Origin of the sequence: Amycolatopsis sp. 195334CR (assembly GCF_017309385.1) — a bacterium.
GTDB lineage: Bacteria > Actinomycetota > Actinomycetes > Mycobacteriales > Pseudonocardiaceae > Amycolatopsis.
In genome coordinates this window covers 4,682,516-4,700,042 of record NZ_JAFJMJ010000001.1, presented here as the reverse complement: position 1 = coordinate 4,700,042, position 17,527 = coordinate 4,682,516, and the positions used below count along the sequence as shown (strand labels likewise).

The following is a 17,527-nucleotide window of genomic DNA, read 5'->3' as shown; positions in this document are numbered from 1 at the left end:
TCAGTACTCGTACGGGTCCTTCGGCGCGGGCACCGGCCGCACCGAGGCCAGGGTGAAGTCCGGGGTGTAGTTCGTCTCCCTGGTGGTGGTGCCGGGCACCACCACGCCGGTGACCTCGATCCAGGCGTCCGGTTTCAGCCCTTCGGTGCCGGGGCCGAGCAGGCGCACGGTGACCGGGTTGGCGTCGGCCGCGCAGCAGCCGATGACCAGCCGCGCCAGCAGCACGTCCGCGCCGTTGCGGGCGACGAACCCGGACAGCGAGACCGTGCGGCCGTTGAGCGAGCCGCTGGAATCCCAGCCCGCCCTGGTGACGAACTCCGACACCGGCAGCGGCACCACGGCCTGCTCCGGCAGGGCGGGGAAGAGTTGCGCGTCGCGCAAGGCCGAGGACTGCGGCGCGCGACCCTGCGTGCGGGTCACCGAATCCGAGCCGAGCGCGGGCGGGGCGACCAGGAAGACCGCGAGCACCGGCACCATCAGCAGCCACGCCGACCGCGCCGGGTGCTGGTGGCCGCCGTGGTCGTGGCCTTCTTCGGGTGCGGCGGTGCGGCGGGCGGCCAGCAGGTCCCGGCCGATCGCGACCACGCCGAGCAGCACCATGATCGCGCCACCGGCGATGATCCACGGCTGGTGCGCGGGTTTGACGTACCGCAGGTAGTCGCCGTTGAGGCTGATCTTGAGCAGCGCCCCGCCGAGCAGGATGAGCAGGATGTTCTGGGTTTCCCGGCGCATCACGAGCCTCCGAGCAGGAACGAGCCGGCGAGCACCGCGCAGGTGGTCGCGACGACGAAGGTGACCGGGGCGAACCGCAGCGCGAACGACCGGCCGAAGGTGCCCGCCTGCAGGGCGAACAGCTTGACGTCCACGGCCGGGCCGACGACCAGGAAGACCAGTTTCGGCAGCAGCGGCATCGCGGTCAGCGAGGCGGCGACGAACGCGTCGGCCTCACTGCACAGCGCGAGCACCACGGCCAGCACGGCCATCACCAGGATGCCGAGCACGATCTGCTCGCCCAGCACGCCGAACCACTCCGGCGGCACGAGCACGCCGAGCGAAGCCGAGATCAGCGCGCCCAGCACCAGGAAGCCACCGGCCTCGACCAGGTCGGTGCGGGCGATCTCGGCGAAGGTCTTCCAGCGGGAGCCCGGCTCGCTGTCGGGAAGGCGGCGCAGGGCGCGTTCGGCGATCCACTCGAGCTTGCCGAAGCGGGCCCACAGCCAGCCCATCACCATCGCGGTGGCCAGTGAGCCGAGGAACCGCGCGAGCACCATCATCGGCTCGCCGGGGAAGGCGACCGCGGTGGCCACCAGCACCACCGGGTTCACCGCGGGAGCGGCGAGCAGGAAGGTCAGCGCGGCGGCGGGTGCCACGCCCTGCCCCATCAACCGGCGCGCCACCGGCACCGACGCGCACTCGCAGCCCGGCAGCGCCACCCCGGCCAACCCGGCGACGCCGACCGCGGCGCTCTCGCGCTTCGGCAGCACCTTGCGCAGCACCCGGGCCGGGACGAAGGCGGCGATCGCGCCGCTGATCAGCACGCCGAGTACGAGGAACGGCAGCGCCTGCACGCAGACGGCGACAAAGACGGTGGAGCCGGTGCGCAACGCCGGGACGTCGAGGACCTGCTGGAGCCAGCCCTGGGCGAGAATCGCGATCAGCAGCACCGCGCAGAGCACCTCGATGGAGGTGATCCGCGGTTTCCTGCGCGTGGTGCCCTCCGCGCTGTCGGAAATGATTCCCACCTTCGAGACTATGCCAGACGCCGCGGGCGGGACGGGGATCGCCAGGTGCCGGAGAGCGCCGGGCGGGTGCGGTGAATGTGGCTTTCACAGCGGATTCGGCTGTGAAAGCCACATTCACGGCATGGCGCAGCGCGCGGTCAGGACTCCGGGATGCCCAGCAGATCGGTACGCAGTTGCGAGGCCGTCGAGACGACCAGCATCAGCAGCGTGCCCAGCGGCGACGGGTCCATCCCCTCCGCCGGGAAGGCGTAACGCAGGGTCACGTCCATCCCCCGTTCGGTGTGCACCACGCCGAGCGTGCCGAACAGGCCCTGCCCGGCGCGTTCGGCAGCGGACGCCGCGATCGACGGGTCGTCGGGCAGGTCCCACGCCACCACGCAGGTCAGGCTCAGCACGGTCAGCCCGTCGGCCAGGCGCGTGGCCTGCACCACGCACGGCACGTCGGCGTGCATGAAGGTGAGCGCGCCGTCGTCGTCGACGTGCACCTCGAGGTAGCGCTCGAGTGACTCGCGGGCGAGGGTCAGCAGGTTCGCGGTGTCCGCGGCTTCGGTGGTCATCAGGCTCCTCCGGCCGACGCCGCGTCCACCGCGGCACCGAATCGCCGGTCACGTTTGGCGTACTCGAGGCAGGCCGCCCACAGCCGGCGGCGGTCGAAGTCCGGGAACAGCGTGTCCTGGAAGACGAACTCGGCGTAGGCCGACTGCCACAGCATGAAGTTCGAGGTGCGCAGTTCCCCGGACGGGCGCAGGAACAGGTCCACGTCCGGCATCTCCGGCTGGTACAGGTACTTGGCGATGGTGCGCTCGTCGACCTTGTCCGGGTTGATCTTGCCCTCGGCGGCCAGCTGGGCGATCCGCCGCACCCCGTCGGCCAGTTCGGCGCGGCCGCCGTAGTTCACGCACATGGTCATGTTGAGCGTGGTGTTGTGCTTGGTCTTCTCCTCGGCCGCCTGCAGCTCGTTGATCACGCTGCGCCACAGCTTCGGCCGCCGCCCGGCCCAGCGGATGCGCACCCCGATCGAGCCGAGGTAGTCGACCTGGCGGCGGATGGTGTCGCGGTTGAAGCCCATCAGGAAGCGGACCTCGTCCGGGCTGCGCTTCCAGTTCTCGGTGGAGAACGCGTAGACCGAGAGCCACTTCACGCCGAGTTCCACCGCGCCGCTGGCGACGTCGATCATCACCGCTTCGCCGCGCTTGTGCCCCTCGATCCGGGGCAGCCCGCGCTGGTTGGCCCAGCGGCCGTTGCCGTCCATCACCAGTGCGACGTGCTGGGGCACCAGCTCGGCCGGGATCTCCGGCGGGCGCTCGCCCGAGGCATGCGGTTCGGGCGCCCGCAGGGGCACCTGCGACGCCGGTGTGGAGCGTCCCCTGAGCCGCACTGGTCCTCCAGATCGTCCGGTCGGGTGGTTCCCTCCGACCCTACTTCCCGGTGACCTCGGCATCGCGGGCACGTCTCTCCACCAGTGGCAGGGACCGCAGCTGGCGCTCCAGGTGCCACTGCAACTGGGCGGCGACCAGGCCGCTGGCGTCGCGGCGGGTGTTCTGGGTGGCGGCGTCCGCGGTCGGCCAGTCGCCGTGCAGCAGGGCACCGAGCAGCTGGAAGATCTCCGGCGCGGGGTGCACCGAACCGGCCATCCGGCAGCGGGGGCACATCGCGCCGCCGCCGGCCACGCTGAACGCGCGGTGGGGGCCGGGTTCACCGCAGCGCGCGCACTCGTCGATCGCCGGCGCCCAGCCGGCGAAGGCCATCGCGCGCAGCAGGAAGGCGTCGAGCACCAGTGAGCAGTCGCGTTCGCCGTCGGCCAGCGCCCGCAGGGCGCCGACGACGAGCAGGTAGAGCCGCAGCGCGGGCTCACCCTCTTCGACGGTGAGCCGGTCGGCGGTCTCGACGATGGCGCTGGCCGAGGTGTAGCGCTGGTAGTCGGCCACGATCGGCATGGCGAACGCGTCCAGGGTCTGCACCTGGGTCACCACGTCGAGGGTGCGCCCGGTGTGGAACTGCACGTCCACGTGGACGAAGGGTTCGAGACGGGCGCCGAACCGCGAGTTGGTGCGGCGGACACCCTTCGCGGCGGCACGGACCTTGCCGTGCCGCCGCGTCAGGAAGCTGACGATCCGGTCTGCCTCGCCGAGCTTGTACGTCCGCAGCACCACTCCGGTGTCGCGGTAGAGACGGCTCACCGCCCTATCGTCCCACTACCGCTCAGCAGGAGGTGGTGTAGTCGCAGTAGTCGGTGCTGTACGTGCTGTACGTGCTGTAGGTGTCGTACGCCGCGGTACCGGCGGCGATCGCCACGATGATCATGATGATACTGACCACGCAGCCGACGGCGCCGAGGATGGTGGAGACCAGGCACAGGGTCTTCGTGGTGCGCGAGGCCTGCTCGGCCATCGCGTAGTTGCCCTGCATCTTGTACTGGCCGACCTCGTTGGACTTCATGATCGCGAAGATCCCGAGGATGACGCCGCCGAGGAACAGGGACGCGATGGCCCAGCCCTTGTAGTCCTTGATCTCCTGGCCGCCGCCGGGCATTCCGGGCGGGCCGCCGAAACCGCCACCGGGGGCGCCGTAGGCGGGCTGCCCGTAGGGCGCGGGCATGCCGCCGGACGGCGGGCCGTAGCCGCCGGGCTGCTGGCCGTAACCCGGCTGCTGCTGGCCGTATGGATTGGTCATCGAGAAATCCCCCAAAGAGGCTGGAACGGTGAAAGGTGGAAAATCAGATGGCGGCGAGGCTGACGATGAAGATGATCAGGCCGAGCACGCAGCCGAGGCCGCCGAGAATGGTGGAGATCAGGCAGATCGTCTTCGTGGTCCGCGAAGCCTGTTCCGCCATCGCGTAGTTGCCCTGCATCTTGTACTGGCCGACCTCGTTCGACTTCATGATCGCGAAGATGCCCAGCAGGACGCCGCCGAGGAAGAGGGAAGCGATGGCCCAGCCCTTGTAGTCCGGGATGTCCTGCACCGGACCGCCCATGCCGGGGCCACCCATGCCGGGCCCGCCGCCGAAGGGCGACGGCTGGCCGTAGGGAGCGGGCTGACCGTAGGGGGGCGACGGCTGGCCGTACGGCGCGGGTGTCGCGCCCGACGGGGGGCCGTAGCCCGGCTGAGGCTGGCCGGGCTGCTGGCCGTACGGCTGCTGCTGACCGTAGGGATTGGTCATGGGGCTTCCCCCTCGCTCACTTCACATCGGCTGGAAACATAGCGTCACGGTCGCCCCCGAGGCAGGCCGGTGCGCGGGAGCGTACTCGGTCGGGTGACCAGGGCGGCGCGCAGGCACCGATCGATACCTGAACGCCGTGACGTCGCGATAGGACGGTAGGCGACCGGGGCCGGTTCCACCCGCGTTTCGGTCAATTTCCCTTCGGTGCCGTGACGACGATCGTCTTCACGATCTTGTCGGCGAAGGTCTGGTTCTTCTCGTCCCACAGCGGCCAGAGGAAACCGACGTAGCAGGCGGCGGAATCGGCGGCGTGACAAAGATCGCGCACGAACGCCGAGCCCGCGCCGATCGGCGCCCCGGTCTCCTCGCCGACGAGCTTGATCCCCATCATCCGGCGGCCGAGGGACTGGCCGGTCTTGCCCGCCTGGATCCACCGGTTGAGCACCAGCCAGACCATGCCGCCGAGCCAGCCGAGGCCCATGATGATCGCCCCGGCGGTGATCGAGCCGATCATCACCAGCCCGCCGATCGCCACCACGGCGAGGACGGGGGCCAGGTCGAGCAGGTACCCGCCGACGCGCTGGCCCCAGGAGGCGAGCTGCTGGTGGCCGGGCGGGCCGAAGGGAGCGGCCTGGCCGGGCGGCTGCGGGAAGGGACTCGCCCCGGCTGGGCCGGGTGAGAAGGACTGGGCTTGCTGGCCGGGCTGGCCGAACGGCTGCGATCCCTGGCCTGGCTGATCGGCCTGGCCCGGCTGGCCGAACTGGCCGGATTGGCCTGGCTGCCCGGGTTGGCCGAACGGCACCGCGGCCTGGCCCGGCTGCGGGCCCGTCGGCTGTGATCCGGTCGGTTGGGGGCCCGCCGGCTGCGGGCCCGTCGGCTGCAGGCCCGTCGGTTGCGGGCCGGTCGGTTGGCCGAAGGCTTGCGGTGCCTGGCCGCCCGGTGCCTGGCCGCCCTGGGGCGGCTGGCCGAACGGCGCCGAGGCCTGGCCCGGCTGCGGGGCGAACGGGTTCGGCGGAGCCTGTCCCGGCTGCGACACCTGTCCTGGCGGAACCTGGCCCGGCGGAACCTGGCCCGGCGCCTGGCCGGAGGACTGCGCGGCACCCTGCCCCGGGTGATTGATGCGCTGCGTCAAGCCCGGCTCATCGCCGAAGACGCGTTGCGTGGCGCCCGCGTCGGCCCCCGGGATGCGTTGGGTGAGACCGGCATCCTCCGCCGAAACCCGTTGCGTGGCACCCGAATCCCCCACCGGCGGGAAGATTCCTTCCGGCGACACCCGTTGCGTCAGGTCCTCACCGGCCGGCCGCGCGGGCTGCCCGCCCGCCCCCGGCGGCTGCAGGCGCGTGGTCAGCTCCGGCTCGTCCTGCGGCTTGTTCACTGCGTCCCCCTCGGAAGATCACCTGGTTCGGCGACGCAGCCTAGCTCACACGTACAAAGCGTTGAACGGCGCGAACGGAAGATTGCGGACGACGAACCAGACGGTGAACGCCACCCCGAACGCCAGCGGCGTCCACTTCCAGTGCAGCCAGCTGTTCAGCCACCGCCCGCGCCACCGGCCGATCGCCCACGCGACGATGCTCCACACCGACAACAGCACCACCACCAACGACAACGCGTTGTAGTGCAACGCCCCCAGCAGATCCCCGTGCAGCAGGCTGTACATCATCCGCAGCCCGCCGCAGCCGGGGCAGGCGATGCCCAGCAGCGAGTGCGTCGGGCACACCGGCAGGAAACCGCCGGGCGTGGTCGGGTCGCCGAGCAGCACCGCGACGCACCCCGCCGCCCCGGCCGCGACCACCGCCGCGGGCGGGCCCAGCGCCCGCGCCCGCTCGGCGAAGGTGCGCGCCGGGATCCCGTTGTAGATCCCGGTGTACTCGCCCGCCACCTGGCTCACACCACGGCCCCGATCCCGAACAGCCCGATCCCGAGGAACACCACGAAGATCAGGATGTAGAGCGCGAACAGGATGACCATGCTCAGCGCCGACCACATGGCCCACTTCTTCGCCTCGTCGGCCGCCTTGTGCGCGGCCTCGAAGTGCCCGGACAGCCACAACGTGTTGACCTGGTTGGACTTCACGATCGCCACCACCCCCAGCGGCAGGCAGCACATGATCGTGGTCAGGATCGCCCACACCAGGTGGTTCTCCGGCGGCGGCCCGTAGTTCGGCGGTCCGTAGTTCGGCGGCCCATACCCGTAACCGGGACCGTAACCACCCGGCGGTTGCTGAAACGGACCGGTCATCCGCCCCCTCCTCGCTCCTCGAAAACGCCTAGAAACCCAGCCGTCGCAGTTGCTTCGGGTCCCGCTGCCATTCCTTCGCCACCTTGATGTGCAGATCCAGGTAGACCTTGCTGCCGAGCAGCGCCTCGATCTGCCGCCGCGCCCGCGCCCCGACCTCCCGCAGCCGCTCCCCCTTGTGCCCCAGGATTATGCCCTTCTGGCTGGGGCGCTCCACATACAGGAACGCGTGAACGTCGATCAGATCGTTACGTCCCTCGCGCGGCAGCATCTCCTCGACGGTCACCGCGATCGAGTGCGGCAGCTCGTCGTGCACGCCTTCGAGCGCGGCCTCCCGGATCAGCTCGGCGACCAGCGTCTGCTCCGGCTCGTCGGTCAGATCGCCGTCCGGGTACAGCTGCGGCCCCTCCGGCAGGCGCGAAACCAGCAGATCGGCCAGCGTCCGCACCTGGAATCCGTCGACCGCGGACACCGGCACCAGCTCGGCGAACTCCATCACCTTCTGCAGCGCGAGCAGCTGCTCGGCCACCCGCTCCTTCGGCACCAGATCCGTCTTGGTCACCACGCCGATCACCGGCGTGCGGCGGGCGATCTTGGCCAGCTCCGCCGCGATGAACCGGTCACCGGGCCCCACCTTCTCGTCCGCGGGCACGCAGAACCCGACCACGTCCACCTCGGACCAGGTCGAGTGCACGATGTCGTTGAGCCGCTCGCCGAGCAGCGTGCGCGGCCGGTGCAGGCCCGGCGTGTCCACGATGACCAGCTGGGCGTCCTCGCGGTGCACCACGCCCCGGATCGCGTGCCGGGTGGTCTGCGGCTTGCTGGAGGTGATCGCGACCTTGCTGCCGACCAGCGCGTTGGTCAGCGTGGACTTGCCCGCGTTCGGGCGGCCGACGAAGCAGGCGAAACCGGAGCGGTGGGTGGTGGTGCTCATCCGCCCATCCTCCCTGACGCCTCACGCCGTCGACTCGGTGATCCCCCCGAGCAGCTCGTCCAGCTCGGCGGCGCCGGCGCCGTTGCCCAGCTCCAGGTGCAGCGCGCGGCCCTCGGTCCAGGCTTCGACGGCCTCGGCCACCCTCCCGGTTCCGTGCAGCGCCCGGCCGAGTTTCGCCAGCGCGCCCGGCAGCCGCGCGACCAGCCTGCGCTCGCGGTACTCGGCCACGTACCCGGTCAGCTCGGCCGCGGCGAGGTCGTACCGGCGCTGTTCGAGGTGCACCTCGGCGAGCAGTTCCATCGGCAGGAAGCTGCTCGAGTGGTGCCGGTAGGTCGCCGCCACCTCGACCGCCTGCTCGAGCGTGTCCTCGGCGGCGGACAGGTCGCCGGTGCGCAGGTGCAGGTCACCGAGGTGGGTCAGGGTCAGCGTGTGGAAGCCGGCGTGGTCGAGCCGCCGGAACCCGGCCGCGGCCGTCCGGTAGGCGTCCACCGCCTCGTCCCACTGGCGCCGGTCCTGGCGGAGGTTGCCCAGCCGCATCCACGCCTCGGCCTCCGCCCTGGCGAAGCCGATCGCCCCGGCCAGGCGGCGGACCTCCAGCACGCACCGCAGCGCCTGGTCGGCCTCCCCGCGCACGCGGTGGATGATCGACTCGTTGATCAGCGACAGGATCGTGGTGCGGTGCCTGCCCTGCTCACCGCTGAGCCGGCGGCTCTCCGCGTAGGCGGCCATCGACTCGTCGTAGGCGCCTTCGAGCCGCAGGCCCAGCCCGAGCAGGGAAAGGGCCTGCGCGCGGCCGGTGTCGTGGCCGAGTTCGGCGAACAACCGCTCGGCCTGGCGCGCGTACCGCAGGCAGTCCGCGCTGCCGCGGCCCCACGCGCGGTCCGCGAGCCCGCGCAGCAGCACCGCCTCGCCGAGCCGGTCGCCGTCGCACTTCTCCAGCGCGGCCAGGTGCGTGCGCTCCCAGTCCTGCCCGAGCACGCGGTATTCGAAGTACCCGACCAGCGCCTCGGCGATCTGCCAGGCCACCGGCATGCGCGCGCCGCCGGTGACGATCGCCTGGAGGTTGCGGGCCTCGACGTCGAACCAGCCCGCCGCGTTGCCGCCCAGGATCTCCGGTTCCTCGGCGGCCAGCCGTTCCCGGTCCGGGCAGTTCGAGATCCGTTCCAGGGTGCGGTTGTCCAGCAGGTCGTCGGCGGCTTCGGCGAGCGCGAGCCACGCCGTGCGCGCCCGTTCCAGCGCCGCCTCGATCTCCTCGGGTGACTCGCTCTCGGTCGCGCGTTCCCTGGCGAAGAGACGGGTCAGGTCGTGCAGGCGGTACCGGGTCTGCCCGCACACGTCCACGCCGACGTCCTCCACCAGGTGCACGTCGACCAGCGCGTCCAGGGTGGCTTCGGCACGGGACGGCGGCACGTCGAGCAGGGCCGCGCAGACCCAGGAGGCGAAGTCGGTGACGTCGAGCAGCCCGAGCAACCGCAGCGCGCGCTGCTCGGCGGGTCGCAACCCGGTGTAGCTGAGCGCCAGGCTCGCCCGGACCGCGAGATCACCGGCCACCAGTTCGTCGAGCCTGCCGCATTCGTCGGCGAGGCGGGCCGCGAGCTGCCCGATGCCCAGGCGCGACCGCGCGACCAGCTTCGCCGCGGCCACCCGGACCGCCAGCGGCAGGTACCCGCACAGCCGGGCGATCTCGGCGACCGCACCGGGTTCGGCCTCGATCCGCTCCTGGCCGACCACCCCGGCGAGAAAGGCCCACGCCTGCTCCGGGGTGAACACCTCGACGTCGAGCGCGCGCCCGCCCTCCAGCCCGCTGAGCCTGGCGCGGCTGGTGACCACCACCGCGCACCCCGCCGAACCGGGCAGCAGCGGCCGGACCTGGTCCTCGCCGGCCGCGTTGTCCAGCAGCACCAGCACCCGCCGCCCGGCGAGCTTGCTGCGGAACAACGCCGACCGGTCGGGCAGCTCGTCCGGGATGGCGCCACCGTCCACGCCGAGCGAGAGCAGGAAGTTGGCCAGCACGCGCGCCGGATCCCGCACCTCGTCCTGCGTACCGCACAGGTCGACGTAGAGCTGGCCGTCGGGGAACTGGTCGGCGACCAGGTGGGCCGCGCGCACGGCGAGCGTGGTCTTGCCGACCCCGCCCTGTCCCGCCAGCGTCACCACCGGCACCGCTTCACCGGCCGCGGTGAGCGTGCGCACGAGTTCGTCGAGTTCGGTGGTGCGGCCGGTGAAGTCGCCCACCGTCGGCGGCAGCTGCGCCGGGCCGTCGAAGGCCTCACGCGGCCGGACGCGCGGCTGCGGCTGGTGCCGCAGGGTTTCCCCGCGCAGCACGGCCTGTTCGAGCGCGCGCAGTTCGGCCATCGGCTCCAGCCCGAGTTCCCGGCTGAGCCGCCGGTGCAGCCTGCGGTAGGCGGCGAGCGCGTCGCGGGTGCGGCCGGTCCGGTGCAGCGCGATCATCAGCTGCGCCCAGAGCCGCTGTTCGAACGGGTGCTCGTGGGTGAGCGCGAGCAGCGCGGGCACCAGTTCGGCCGCGCGGTCCAGCCGGAGCACCGCGTCGTGGTAGTCGAGCAGCGCGCCCACCCGCTCGTGTTCGAGCGCGGGCGCGATCCGCTCGGAGATCAGCTCGGATTCGATCCCGGCCAGCGGCGCCCCGCGCCACAGGCACAGCGCGCGCTGGAACAGCTCCGCCGCGGCCGCGTCGTCGTGCCAGGCCAGCTCGCGCGCCTTGGCCACGGACGCGCGGAAGCGGTGCAGGTCGACCCGGTTCGGCGCGACGTCGATGAGGTACCCGTTGGCCCTGGCCAGCACCTGCACCGGGTGCCCGGTGAAGGACCGCCGCAGCCGCGAGACCACCACCTGCACGGCGTTGCGCACGGTGTCCGGCCACTGCTCGCCCCACAGCGCGTCGGCGATCCGTTCCAGCGGCACCACCTGCCCCGGTTCGAGCAGGAGCATGGCCAGCAGGCACCGCTGCCTGCCCGCGCTGATCGCGCCCGAGGGCATACCGGTGATCTCGAGTGGTCCCAAGATCCCGAAGTCCACACGGTCTCCCGAGGTCGGCGGGTGGTCAGGTCACCGCCTAGCGCAACACTTCCTGCACCGATCCGGAAGGGTCCGCGCGAAAAATAGGGGCATCCGGAGCAAGATCGCGGACCGCGTGGACGGACTGCTCCGGGAAGGCCGGTTCCGCGGAGACCAGTGCGGCCGCCTCCAGGCCCTCCGCGCCGCTGGACACCGCGGCGGCGATCGCGGCCTGCATCGCGGTCAGCTTGAACGAGGGCAGCTCGACGTTGGTCGCCGAGTAGGTGCGGCCGTCGGTGTCCCGGACGGCGGCCCCTTCGGCCGCGCCGGTCCGCGCCCTGGCCGAGCGGGCGAGAATGACGATCTTCTCGTCCTCGGCCCCGAGCTCCTCAGGCATGCTCCACGCTCCGATCCCGTTCGTCCTGCTCGTCCCGTTCCTCGCGCGGCACCCGCACCCGCCGCCCGGCGATCCGGTCGTCGTTCGCGCGCACCACCACGGTGGTGATCCGCATCCGGCCGCGCCGGTCCTTGCCGCCCTCGGCGTGCAGCCGCAGCCCGGCGATCTCGGCCTCCGCGCCCGGCAGCGGCACCCGGCCGAGGCGCTGTGCCAGCAGCCCGCCGACGGTCTCCACGTCGTGGTCGTCCAGTTCGATGCCGAACAGCTCGCCGAGGTCGTCCACGCCGAGCCTGGCCGAGACCCGGACCGAGGACTCGTCGAGCGCCTCGATCGGCGGCCGCTCGTCGGCGTCGGACTCGTCGGTGATCTCGCCGACGATCTCCTCGAGGATGTCCTCGATGGTGAGCAGGCCGGCCGTGCCGCCGTACTCGTCGATCGCGATGGCCAGGTGGTGGCGCGAGACCTGCATCTCCTTGAGGAGGTCGTCGAGCCGTTTCGAGTCCGGCACGAAGCTGGCCTGGCTCATCAGCTCGTGCACCTCGCGCGCGGCACCGCCGTCGGCCATCGACGCCCGGACCAGGTCCTTGATGTTGACCACGCCGACGATGTCGTCCACCGACTCGCCGATCACCGGCAGCCGGGTGAACCCGGAGCGCAGGGACAGCGCCAGCGCCTGGCGCACCGTCTTGCCCTGCTCGATCCAGACGATCTCGGTGCGCGGGACCATCACCTCGCGGGCCACCGTGTCGCCCAGCTCGAACACCGAGTGGATCATCTCGCGCTCGGAGTCCTCCACCACCCCGCGTTCCTGGGCGAGGTCGACCAGCTCGCGCAGCTCGACCTCGGAGGTGAACGGGCCCTCGCGGAAGCCCTTGCCCGGGGTGATCGCGTTGCCCAGCAGGATCAGCAGCCTGCTCAGCGGGCCGAGCACGGTGCCCAGCGCCCGCACCAGCCCGGCCACCACCAGGCCGACGCGGTACGGGTGCTGGCGGCCGATGGTGCGCGGGCCGACCCCGATCAGCACGTAGCTGACCACCACCATCACCACGCCCGCGACCACCACGGCCAGCGAGACCGGCTCGATCCAGCGCAGGAAGACCACGGTGACCAGCACCGTGGAGGTCAGCTCGCAGCCCAGCCGGAGCAGGAGCAGCAGGTTGATGTGGCGCCGCCGCTCGGCGATCACCGCGACCAGCTGGCGGGCCCCGGCGCGGCCGAGCCGCACCATGCCCTCGGCCCTGGCCTGCGACACCGTGCTGACCGCCGCGTCGGCCGCGGCGAACACCCCGCCCAGCAGGACCAGGGCGACGGCGATGATCAGCAGGGAGGTCGAGCTGGTCATCGGCTCAGCCGGCTTCGCCGGGTGGTTCGGCCACCCGGTCCAGTCCCGCGGTGCCGAGCAGCCGGTCGTCGGCGGAGCGCTGCGCGTCCTGCCTGCGGACCGCGGCGGTGGCCGCGCGGAACTCGTTCAGGATGCGCTTCTGCAGCCCGAACATCTCCTTCTCCTCGGCCGGTTCCGCGTGGTCGTAGCCGAGCAGGTGCAGCACGCCGTGCACGGTGAGCAGGTGCAGTTCCTCGGTCAGCGAGTGGCCGGCGGTGTGCGCCTGGTCCTTCGCGAACGCGGGGCAGAGCACGATGTCGCCGAGCAGCGCGGGCGAGGCGTCCGCGGCGTCGGGACGGCGGGTGGAGTCCAGCTCGTCCATCGGGAAGGCCATCACGTCGGTCGGACCGGGCAGGTCCATCCACCGCTCGTGCAGGTCCTCCATCACGTCGAGGGTGACCAGCAGCACCGACAGCTCGGCCAGCGGGCTGACCTCCATCTTGTCCAGCGCGAACCGGGCCGCCGAGACGATGGAGGCCTCGTCCACGCCGACCCCGGACTCGTTGGCGATCTCGATGCTCACCGGCGCTGGCCCTTCCAGCCGTTGGCGGTCTCGGTCGCGTCCTGCACGGCCTGCCACTTCTCGTAGGCGTCCACGATGTCGCCGACCAGGCGGTGGCGGACCACGTCCTGGCTGGTCAGCGTGGCGAAGTGCAGGTCGTCCACGCCCTCGAGGATCTCGCGCACCACGCGCAGGCCGCTGCGCTGCCCGCTGGGCAGGTCGACCTGGGTGACGTCCCCGGTGACCACGATCTTCGAGCCGAAGCCGAGGCGGGTGAGGAACATCTTCATCTGCTCGGGCGTGGTGTTCTGCGCCTCGTCCAGGATGATGAACGCGTCGTTGAGGGTGCGGCCGCGCATGTAGGCCAGCGGCGCGATCTCGATCGTGCCCGCCTGCATCAGGCGCGGGATCGACTCGGGGTCGACCATGTCGTGCAGCGCGTCGTAGAGCGGGCGCAGGTACGGGTCGATCTTCTCGTTGAGCGTGCCGGGCAGGTAACCCAGCCGCTCACCGGCCTCGACCGCCGGGCGGGTCAGCACGATCCGGGTGACCTGCTTGGCCTGCAGCGCCTGCACGGCCTTCGCCATCGCCAGGTAGGTCTTGCCGGTACCGGCCGGGCCGACGCCGAACACGATCGTGTGCTTGTCGATGGCGTCGACGTAGCGCTTCTGGTTCAGCGTCTTCGGCCGGATGGTGCGGCCCCGGCGGGACAGGATGTCCATGCTGAGCACGTCGGCGGGCGATTCGGCGCCGCCGGAGGAGAGCATGGACACCGTGCGCCGCACGGTCGCCGGGTCGACCTGCTGGCCGCGGCCGGCCAGGGTGACCAGCTCGGCGAACACGCGCTCGGCGAACGCCACGTCGGCCGGGGCGCCGGTGAGGGTGACCTCGTTGCCGCGAACGTGCACGTCGGCGGTGAGCAGTTCCTCGGCGACCCGCAGGTTCTCGTCCCGCGACCCGAGCAGGGTCAGCGCGGCGGCGTCGGGAATGGGGAATCGGGACTTCGCGTCCTGCGCGGTGGCCGCCTCGACCTGCTGGTCGTCTTCGCGCGGGACTTCGGATCGGGCGGCTCCACCCGGTGCGGTACCGGCCACTGGGCCTCGGGCCTGCTTTCTGCGCTTGCGCTGCTGGTCGTGAGTAGTTTGGTCACCCACGATGCTAGCGGTAGGCGGCCCGGTGGCGCAGGTGGTTACCCCGTGGCTAGCGCGGCGTGCCGAAGTGGCCGAGCTGTTCGCCGCCGAGCACGTGGGCGTGGACGTGGAAGACGGTCTGCCCGGCGTCACCCTCGGTGTTGAACACGACGCGGTAGCCGCTGTCGGTGATGCCCTCGAGCTCGGCCACCTTGGCCGCGGTGGCGACCACCTCGGCCAGCCCGGCGGCATCGGCGGCGGCGAACTCGGCGAGGTTGCGGTACCGCTTCTTCGGCACCACGAGCACGTGAACCCTGGCCTGGGGCTGGATGTCCCGGAAGGCGAGCGTGTTCTCGGTCTCGTGCACGATCTCGGCCGGGATCTCCCTGGCGATGATCTTCTCGAACAGCGTGTCCGCGTCACTCATGCTTGCGGAGCCTAGTGGAATGGGGCGGGTTCCCAACCCGGCGCCCGATTGTGACTACGGCGGAGTTGGGCATGTCAAGGCGGGAAAGATGCCTTGACAAGCCCAGCTCCGCCGTGTTTTTGGCTTAGGACCGGGATGGGGAAGGGGGAGTCTGGCTGGTACCCCGCTCCCAGCCCCGGCTTCCTGTCCCAGCGGTAAAAAGCGGCGTAGGCGCGGCGAGGCAATGCGAAGCGAGCCGCAGCCCGCCGAAGCAACCAAGGCGCGGCACCCAGAGCAAGCACAGCGGCGGCCGCGCGGGGGGTCCAGGGGGCTTGCCCCCTGGCGGGGGTCTGGGGGTTCGACCCCCAGGAAACACACGTTCCTTCGCCCGAGCGAAGGGCGCAGCCCGAGCAGGGCGAAGGAAAGAAGGAACGCCGCGGGGCGGTGGAACCTGGGGGTCGCTCCACCGCCGCCGCGGCTCCGCCGGACCGAGGGGGGAGGTGTCCGGCGGGGACTCCGGTGCACGGGCTCGAAGCCGCTGTGTCCGGAAACCGTGTGTGCTGTTCCGAATGACCAGAGTAACGGGTAGTGCTGTTGGTGCGCCAGATCGGAGCGTAAAATTACGCCGAGAAATTTCCCGGGTTTCGAATACCCCCGGTACCTCGATCCACCAGGTGGTCAGGGCCAGCGTGGCGTGAGCGCTCCAAGTGCGCCTAGTGCCACCGCCGCCGCGGTGGAGGTCCGCAGTACGGTCTGGCCTAGTCTGACCGGACGTGCACCCGCGTCCGAGAGGGCGGCCAGCTCGTCGGCGCCGATTCCGCCCTCCGGTCCAATCACCAGCAGGAGTCTTCCGGCTGCCGGAAGGGCCACGTCCGGCAGCCGGACGCCCGCTTCCGCTTCCAGCACCAGGGCGAGATCGACTTCGCCGGCCAGTGCGGCGAGCTGTTTCGTGGACATCGGCTCGGTCACCGGCGGCAGCCACGTGCGCCGGGCCTGTTTCGCGGCCGCGCGGGCCGTGGACCGCCAGCGCGCCAGTGCCTTGTCACCGCGCGGGCCGTCTTCCCACTTCGCCACGCTGCGGGCGGCGCGCCACGGCACGATCTCGTCGACCCCGGCTTCGGTGGCCAGTTCCACCGCCAGTTCCCCGCGATCGCCCTTGGCCAGTGCCTGCGCGACGACCACGCGCAACCCGGGCTCCGGCTCGAACCAGGATTCCTCGACGCGCAACGACAACAGCGCGTCGCGACCCCCCTGCACCGACTCGGTCACGCACCGCGCGGCGCCGCCGCGGCCGTCGGTGAGCACCAGGCGCTCACCGACGCGGAGGCGGCGCACGGTCGCGGCGTGCCGTGCCTCTTCCCCGTCGAGCACCGCGCGATCACCGGCGGGCAGCGCCTCGACCAGGAAAACCGGATCCACTACCGGCTCTTGGTCCGCAACTTCGAGAACAGCCCGCCGTGCTTGCCGTTGCCCGCCAGCGTCGGGGTGTCCTCGCCGCGCGACTGGGCCAGCTCGCGCAGCAACTCGCGCTGCGACTCGTCCAGCTTGGTCGGGACCACGACCTCGACGTGCACGTGCAGGTCACCACGGCCGTCCACGCGCCCGGAGGAGCGCAGCCTCGGCATGCCCTTGCCGGTCAGCACCAGCTCGGTGTTCGGCTGGGTACCCGGCTCGATCTCCAGCTCGTGCTCACCGTCGATCAGCGTCTCCATCGGCACCTTCGCGCCCAGCGCGGCGGTGGTCATCGGCACGCTCAGCTTGCAGTGCAGGTCGTTGCCCTGGCGGATGAACACCTCGTGCGGGGCCTCGTCGATCTCCACGTACAGGTCACCGGCCGGCCCGCCACCGGGGCCGACCTCGCCCTGGCCGGACAACCGGATCCGCATGCCGTCACCGACGCCCGGCGGCGCCTTCGCGGTCACCGTGCGGCGCGAGCGCACGCGCCCGTCGCCACCGCACTGGCGGCACGGGTCGGTGATGACCTCGCCGAACCCGCGGCACACCGGGCAGGCACGCGCGGTGACCACCTGGCCGAGGAACGACCGCTGCACGGACTGGATCTCGCCCTGCCCGCCGCAGGTGTCGCAGGTCTTCGTGGTGGCACCGGCCGCGGTACCCGCGCCGCGGCACAGGTCGCACAGGATCGCCGTGTCGACGGTGATCTCCTTGTCGACGCCGGTGGCGCACTCCTCCAGCGTCAGGCCGATGCGGATGAGCGCGTCCGAACCCGGCTGCACGCGGCTGCGCGGACCGCGACCGCGGCCCCCGCCACCGGCCGCGCCGCCGAAGAAGGCGTCCATGATGTCGCCGAGCCCGCCGAAACCGCCGAACGGGTCGCCGCCGCCACCAGCGCGGCCGGCACCGCCGTCCATCGGGTCGCCGCCGAGGTCGACGATCTTGCGCTTCTGCGGGTCGGACAGCACCTCGTAGGCCGTGGTCACCTCGCCGAAGCGGTGCTTGGCGTCCTCGGACGGGTTGACGTCCGGGTGGAGCTCGCGGGCGAGCTTGCGGTACGCGCGCTTGATCTCCTGATCGGTCGCGTTCTTCGCGACACCGAGCGTGCCGTAATAGTCCCTGGCCACCGTCTTGCCGTCCTCCTGCCGAAAAAACCCTTGCGCGGGC

The 17,527-nt window shown here is 71.6% G+C and carries 19 protein-coding genes; all 19 read right to left on the bottom strand.

The features are described 5' to 3' along the window. The 19 genes from JYK18_RS22065 to dnaJ all read right to left on the bottom strand — a co-directional run bounded on the left by JYK18_RS22065 (nt 1) and on the right by dnaJ (nt 17,487). Nucleotides 1-732 carry a TIGR03943 family protein gene (locus JYK18_RS22065; protein WP_206803828.1) on the bottom strand — a complete coding sequence of 244 codons (732 nt, stop codon included), beginning with the start codon at nt 730-732 and terminating at the stop codon, nt 1-3. Continuing rightward, nucleotides 732-1,742 carry a permease gene (locus JYK18_RS22060; RefSeq protein ID WP_206803827.1) on the bottom strand — a complete coding sequence of 337 codons (1,011 nt, stop codon included), beginning with the start codon at nt 1,740-1,742 and terminating at the stop codon, nt 732-734. Before JYK18_RS22060 ends, JYK18_RS22065 begins: the two co-directional genes overlap by 1 nt. Before the next feature lie 137 nt (nt 1,743-1,879). Further along, on the bottom strand, nt 1,880-2,299 hold the full coding sequence (locus tag JYK18_RS22055; protein WP_153034962.1) for a hypothetical protein: 420 nt from the start codon (nt 2,297-2,299) through the stop codon (nt 1,880-1,882). Then, nucleotides 2,299-3,120, bottom strand: coding sequence for an isoprenyl transferase (locus JYK18_RS22050; RefSeq protein WP_206803826.1), 822 nt, complete (start codon nt 3,118-3,120; stop codon nt 2,299-2,301). Before JYK18_RS22050 ends, JYK18_RS22055 begins: the two co-directional genes overlap by 1 nt. A 40-nt stretch (nt 3,121-3,160) precedes the next feature. Beyond that, complete coding sequence (recO, locus tag JYK18_RS22045; RefSeq protein WP_206803825.1) at nt 3,161-3,922, bottom strand: DNA repair protein RecO; 762 nt, start codon at nt 3,920-3,922, stop codon at nt 3,161-3,163. Nucleotides 3,923-3,944: 22 nt separating this feature from the next. Next, nucleotides 3,945-4,415, bottom strand: coding sequence for a CD225/dispanin family protein (locus JYK18_RS22040; RefSeq protein WP_206803824.1), 471 nt, complete (start codon nt 4,413-4,415; stop codon nt 3,945-3,947). Nucleotides 4,416-4,458: 43 nt separating this feature from the next. After that, the gene (locus JYK18_RS22035; protein ID WP_206803823.1) at nt 4,459-4,902 is read right to left on the bottom strand and encodes a CD225/dispanin family protein; all 444 of its coding nucleotides are present in this window, start codon (nt 4,900-4,902) and stop codon (nt 4,459-4,461) included. 190 nt (nt 4,903-5,092) lie between these two features. Further along, nucleotides 5,093-6,277, bottom strand: coding sequence for an RDD family protein (locus JYK18_RS47560; RefSeq protein WP_307795986.1), 1,185 nt, complete (start codon nt 6,275-6,277; stop codon nt 5,093-5,095). Between the two features lie 45 nt (nt 6,278-6,322). Continuing rightward, nucleotides 6,323-6,793, bottom strand: a complete 471-nt coding sequence (locus tag JYK18_RS22025; protein ID WP_374195040.1) for a DUF2752 domain-containing protein — start codon at nt 6,791-6,793, stop codon at nt 6,323-6,325. Further along, entirely contained in the window at nt 6,790-7,143 is a 354-nt protein-coding gene (locus JYK18_RS22020) for a CD225/dispanin family protein (RefSeq protein ID WP_206803822.1), read from the bottom strand. Before JYK18_RS22020 ends, JYK18_RS22025 begins: the two co-directional genes overlap by 4 nt. A gap of 28 nt (nt 7,144-7,171) precedes the next feature. After that, complete coding sequence (gene era, locus JYK18_RS22015) at nt 7,172-8,074, bottom strand: GTPase Era (RefSeq protein WP_206803821.1); 903 nt, start codon at nt 8,072-8,074, stop codon at nt 7,172-7,174. Between the two features lie 21 nt (nt 8,075-8,095). Further along, on the bottom strand, nt 8,096-11,095 hold the full coding sequence (locus JYK18_RS22010; protein ID WP_206803820.1) for an AfsR/SARP family transcriptional regulator: 3,000 nt from the start codon (nt 11,093-11,095) through the stop codon (nt 8,096-8,098). Nucleotides 11,096-11,147: 52 nt separating this feature from the next. Next, nucleotides 11,148-11,486 (bottom strand): cytidine deaminase, encoded by a 339-nt coding sequence (locus JYK18_RS22005; protein ID WP_206803819.1) that lies wholly within the window; start codon nt 11,484-11,486, stop codon nt 11,148-11,150. Then, nucleotides 11,479-12,828 (bottom strand): hemolysin family protein, encoded by a 1,350-nt coding sequence (locus JYK18_RS22000; protein ID WP_206803818.1) that lies wholly within the window; start codon nt 12,826-12,828, stop codon nt 11,479-11,481. Before JYK18_RS22000 ends, JYK18_RS22005 begins: the two co-directional genes overlap by 8 nt. A 4-nt stretch (nt 12,829-12,832) precedes the next feature. Continuing rightward, nucleotides 12,833-13,390, bottom strand: a complete 558-nt coding sequence (gene ybeY, locus JYK18_RS21995) for an rRNA maturation RNase YbeY (RefSeq protein ID WP_206803817.1) — start codon at nt 13,388-13,390, stop codon at nt 12,833-12,835. Then, a complete protein-coding gene (locus JYK18_RS21990) occupies nt 13,387-14,463 on the bottom strand; it encodes a PhoH family protein (protein WP_206803816.1) in 1,077 nt (358 codons plus the stop codon). The genes ybeY and JYK18_RS21990 overlap by 4 nt, the downstream gene beginning before the upstream one ends. Before the next feature lie 106 nt (nt 14,464-14,569). Then, nucleotides 14,570-14,926, bottom strand: coding sequence for a histidine triad nucleotide-binding protein (locus JYK18_RS21985; protein ID WP_206803815.1), 357 nt, complete (start codon nt 14,924-14,926; stop codon nt 14,570-14,572). A gap of 657 nt (nt 14,927-15,583) precedes the next feature. Further along, nucleotides 15,584-16,324, bottom strand: a complete 741-nt coding sequence (locus JYK18_RS21980) for a 16S rRNA (uracil(1498)-N(3))-methyltransferase (RefSeq protein ID WP_206803814.1) — start codon at nt 16,322-16,324, stop codon at nt 15,584-15,586. Then, nucleotides 16,324-17,487 (bottom strand): molecular chaperone DnaJ, encoded by a 1,164-nt coding sequence (gene dnaJ, locus JYK18_RS21975; RefSeq protein ID WP_206803813.1) that lies wholly within the window; start codon nt 17,485-17,487, stop codon nt 16,324-16,326. Before dnaJ ends, JYK18_RS21980 begins: the two co-directional genes overlap by 1 nt. Between the last annotated feature and the right edge of the window lie 40 nt (nt 17,488-17,527).

What these genes read in the sequence shown, in the direction of transcription:
- JYK18_RS22000 (WP_206803818.1), bottom strand. Translation starts at nt 12,828, where the DNA reads ATGACCAGCTCGACCTCCCTGCTGATCATCGCCGTCGCCCTGGTCCTG.
- JYK18_RS22020 (WP_206803822.1), bottom strand. Translation starts at nt 7,143, where the DNA reads ATGACCGGTCCGTTTCAGCAACCGCCGGGTGGTTACGGTCCCGGTTAC.
- JYK18_RS22035 (WP_206803823.1), bottom strand. Translation starts at nt 4,902, where the DNA reads ATGACCAATCCCTACGGTCAGCAGCAGCCGTACGGCCAGCAGCCCGGC.
- JYK18_RS22040 (WP_206803824.1), bottom strand. Translation starts at nt 4,415, where the DNA reads ATGACCAATCCATACGGCCAGCAGCAGCCGGGTTACGGCCAGCAGCCC.
- era (WP_206803821.1), bottom strand. Translation starts at nt 8,074, where the DNA reads ATGAGCACCACCACCCACCGCTCCGGTTTCGCCTGCTTCGTCGGCCGC.
- JYK18_RS22065 (WP_206803828.1), bottom strand. Translation starts at nt 732, where the DNA reads ATGCGCCGGGAAACCCAGAACATCCTGCTCATCCTGCTCGGCGGGGCG.
- JYK18_RS22005 (WP_206803819.1), bottom strand. Translation starts at nt 11,486, where the DNA reads ATGCCTGAGGAGCTCGGGGCCGAGGACGAGAAGATCGTCATTCTCGCC.
- JYK18_RS22055 (WP_153034962.1), bottom strand. Translation starts at nt 2,299, where the DNA reads ATGACCACCGAAGCCGCGGACACCGCGAACCTGCTGACCCTCGCCCGC.
- JYK18_RS21985 (WP_206803815.1), bottom strand. Translation starts at nt 14,926, where the DNA reads ATGAGTGACGCGGACACGCTGTTCGAGAAGATCATCGCCAGGGAGATC.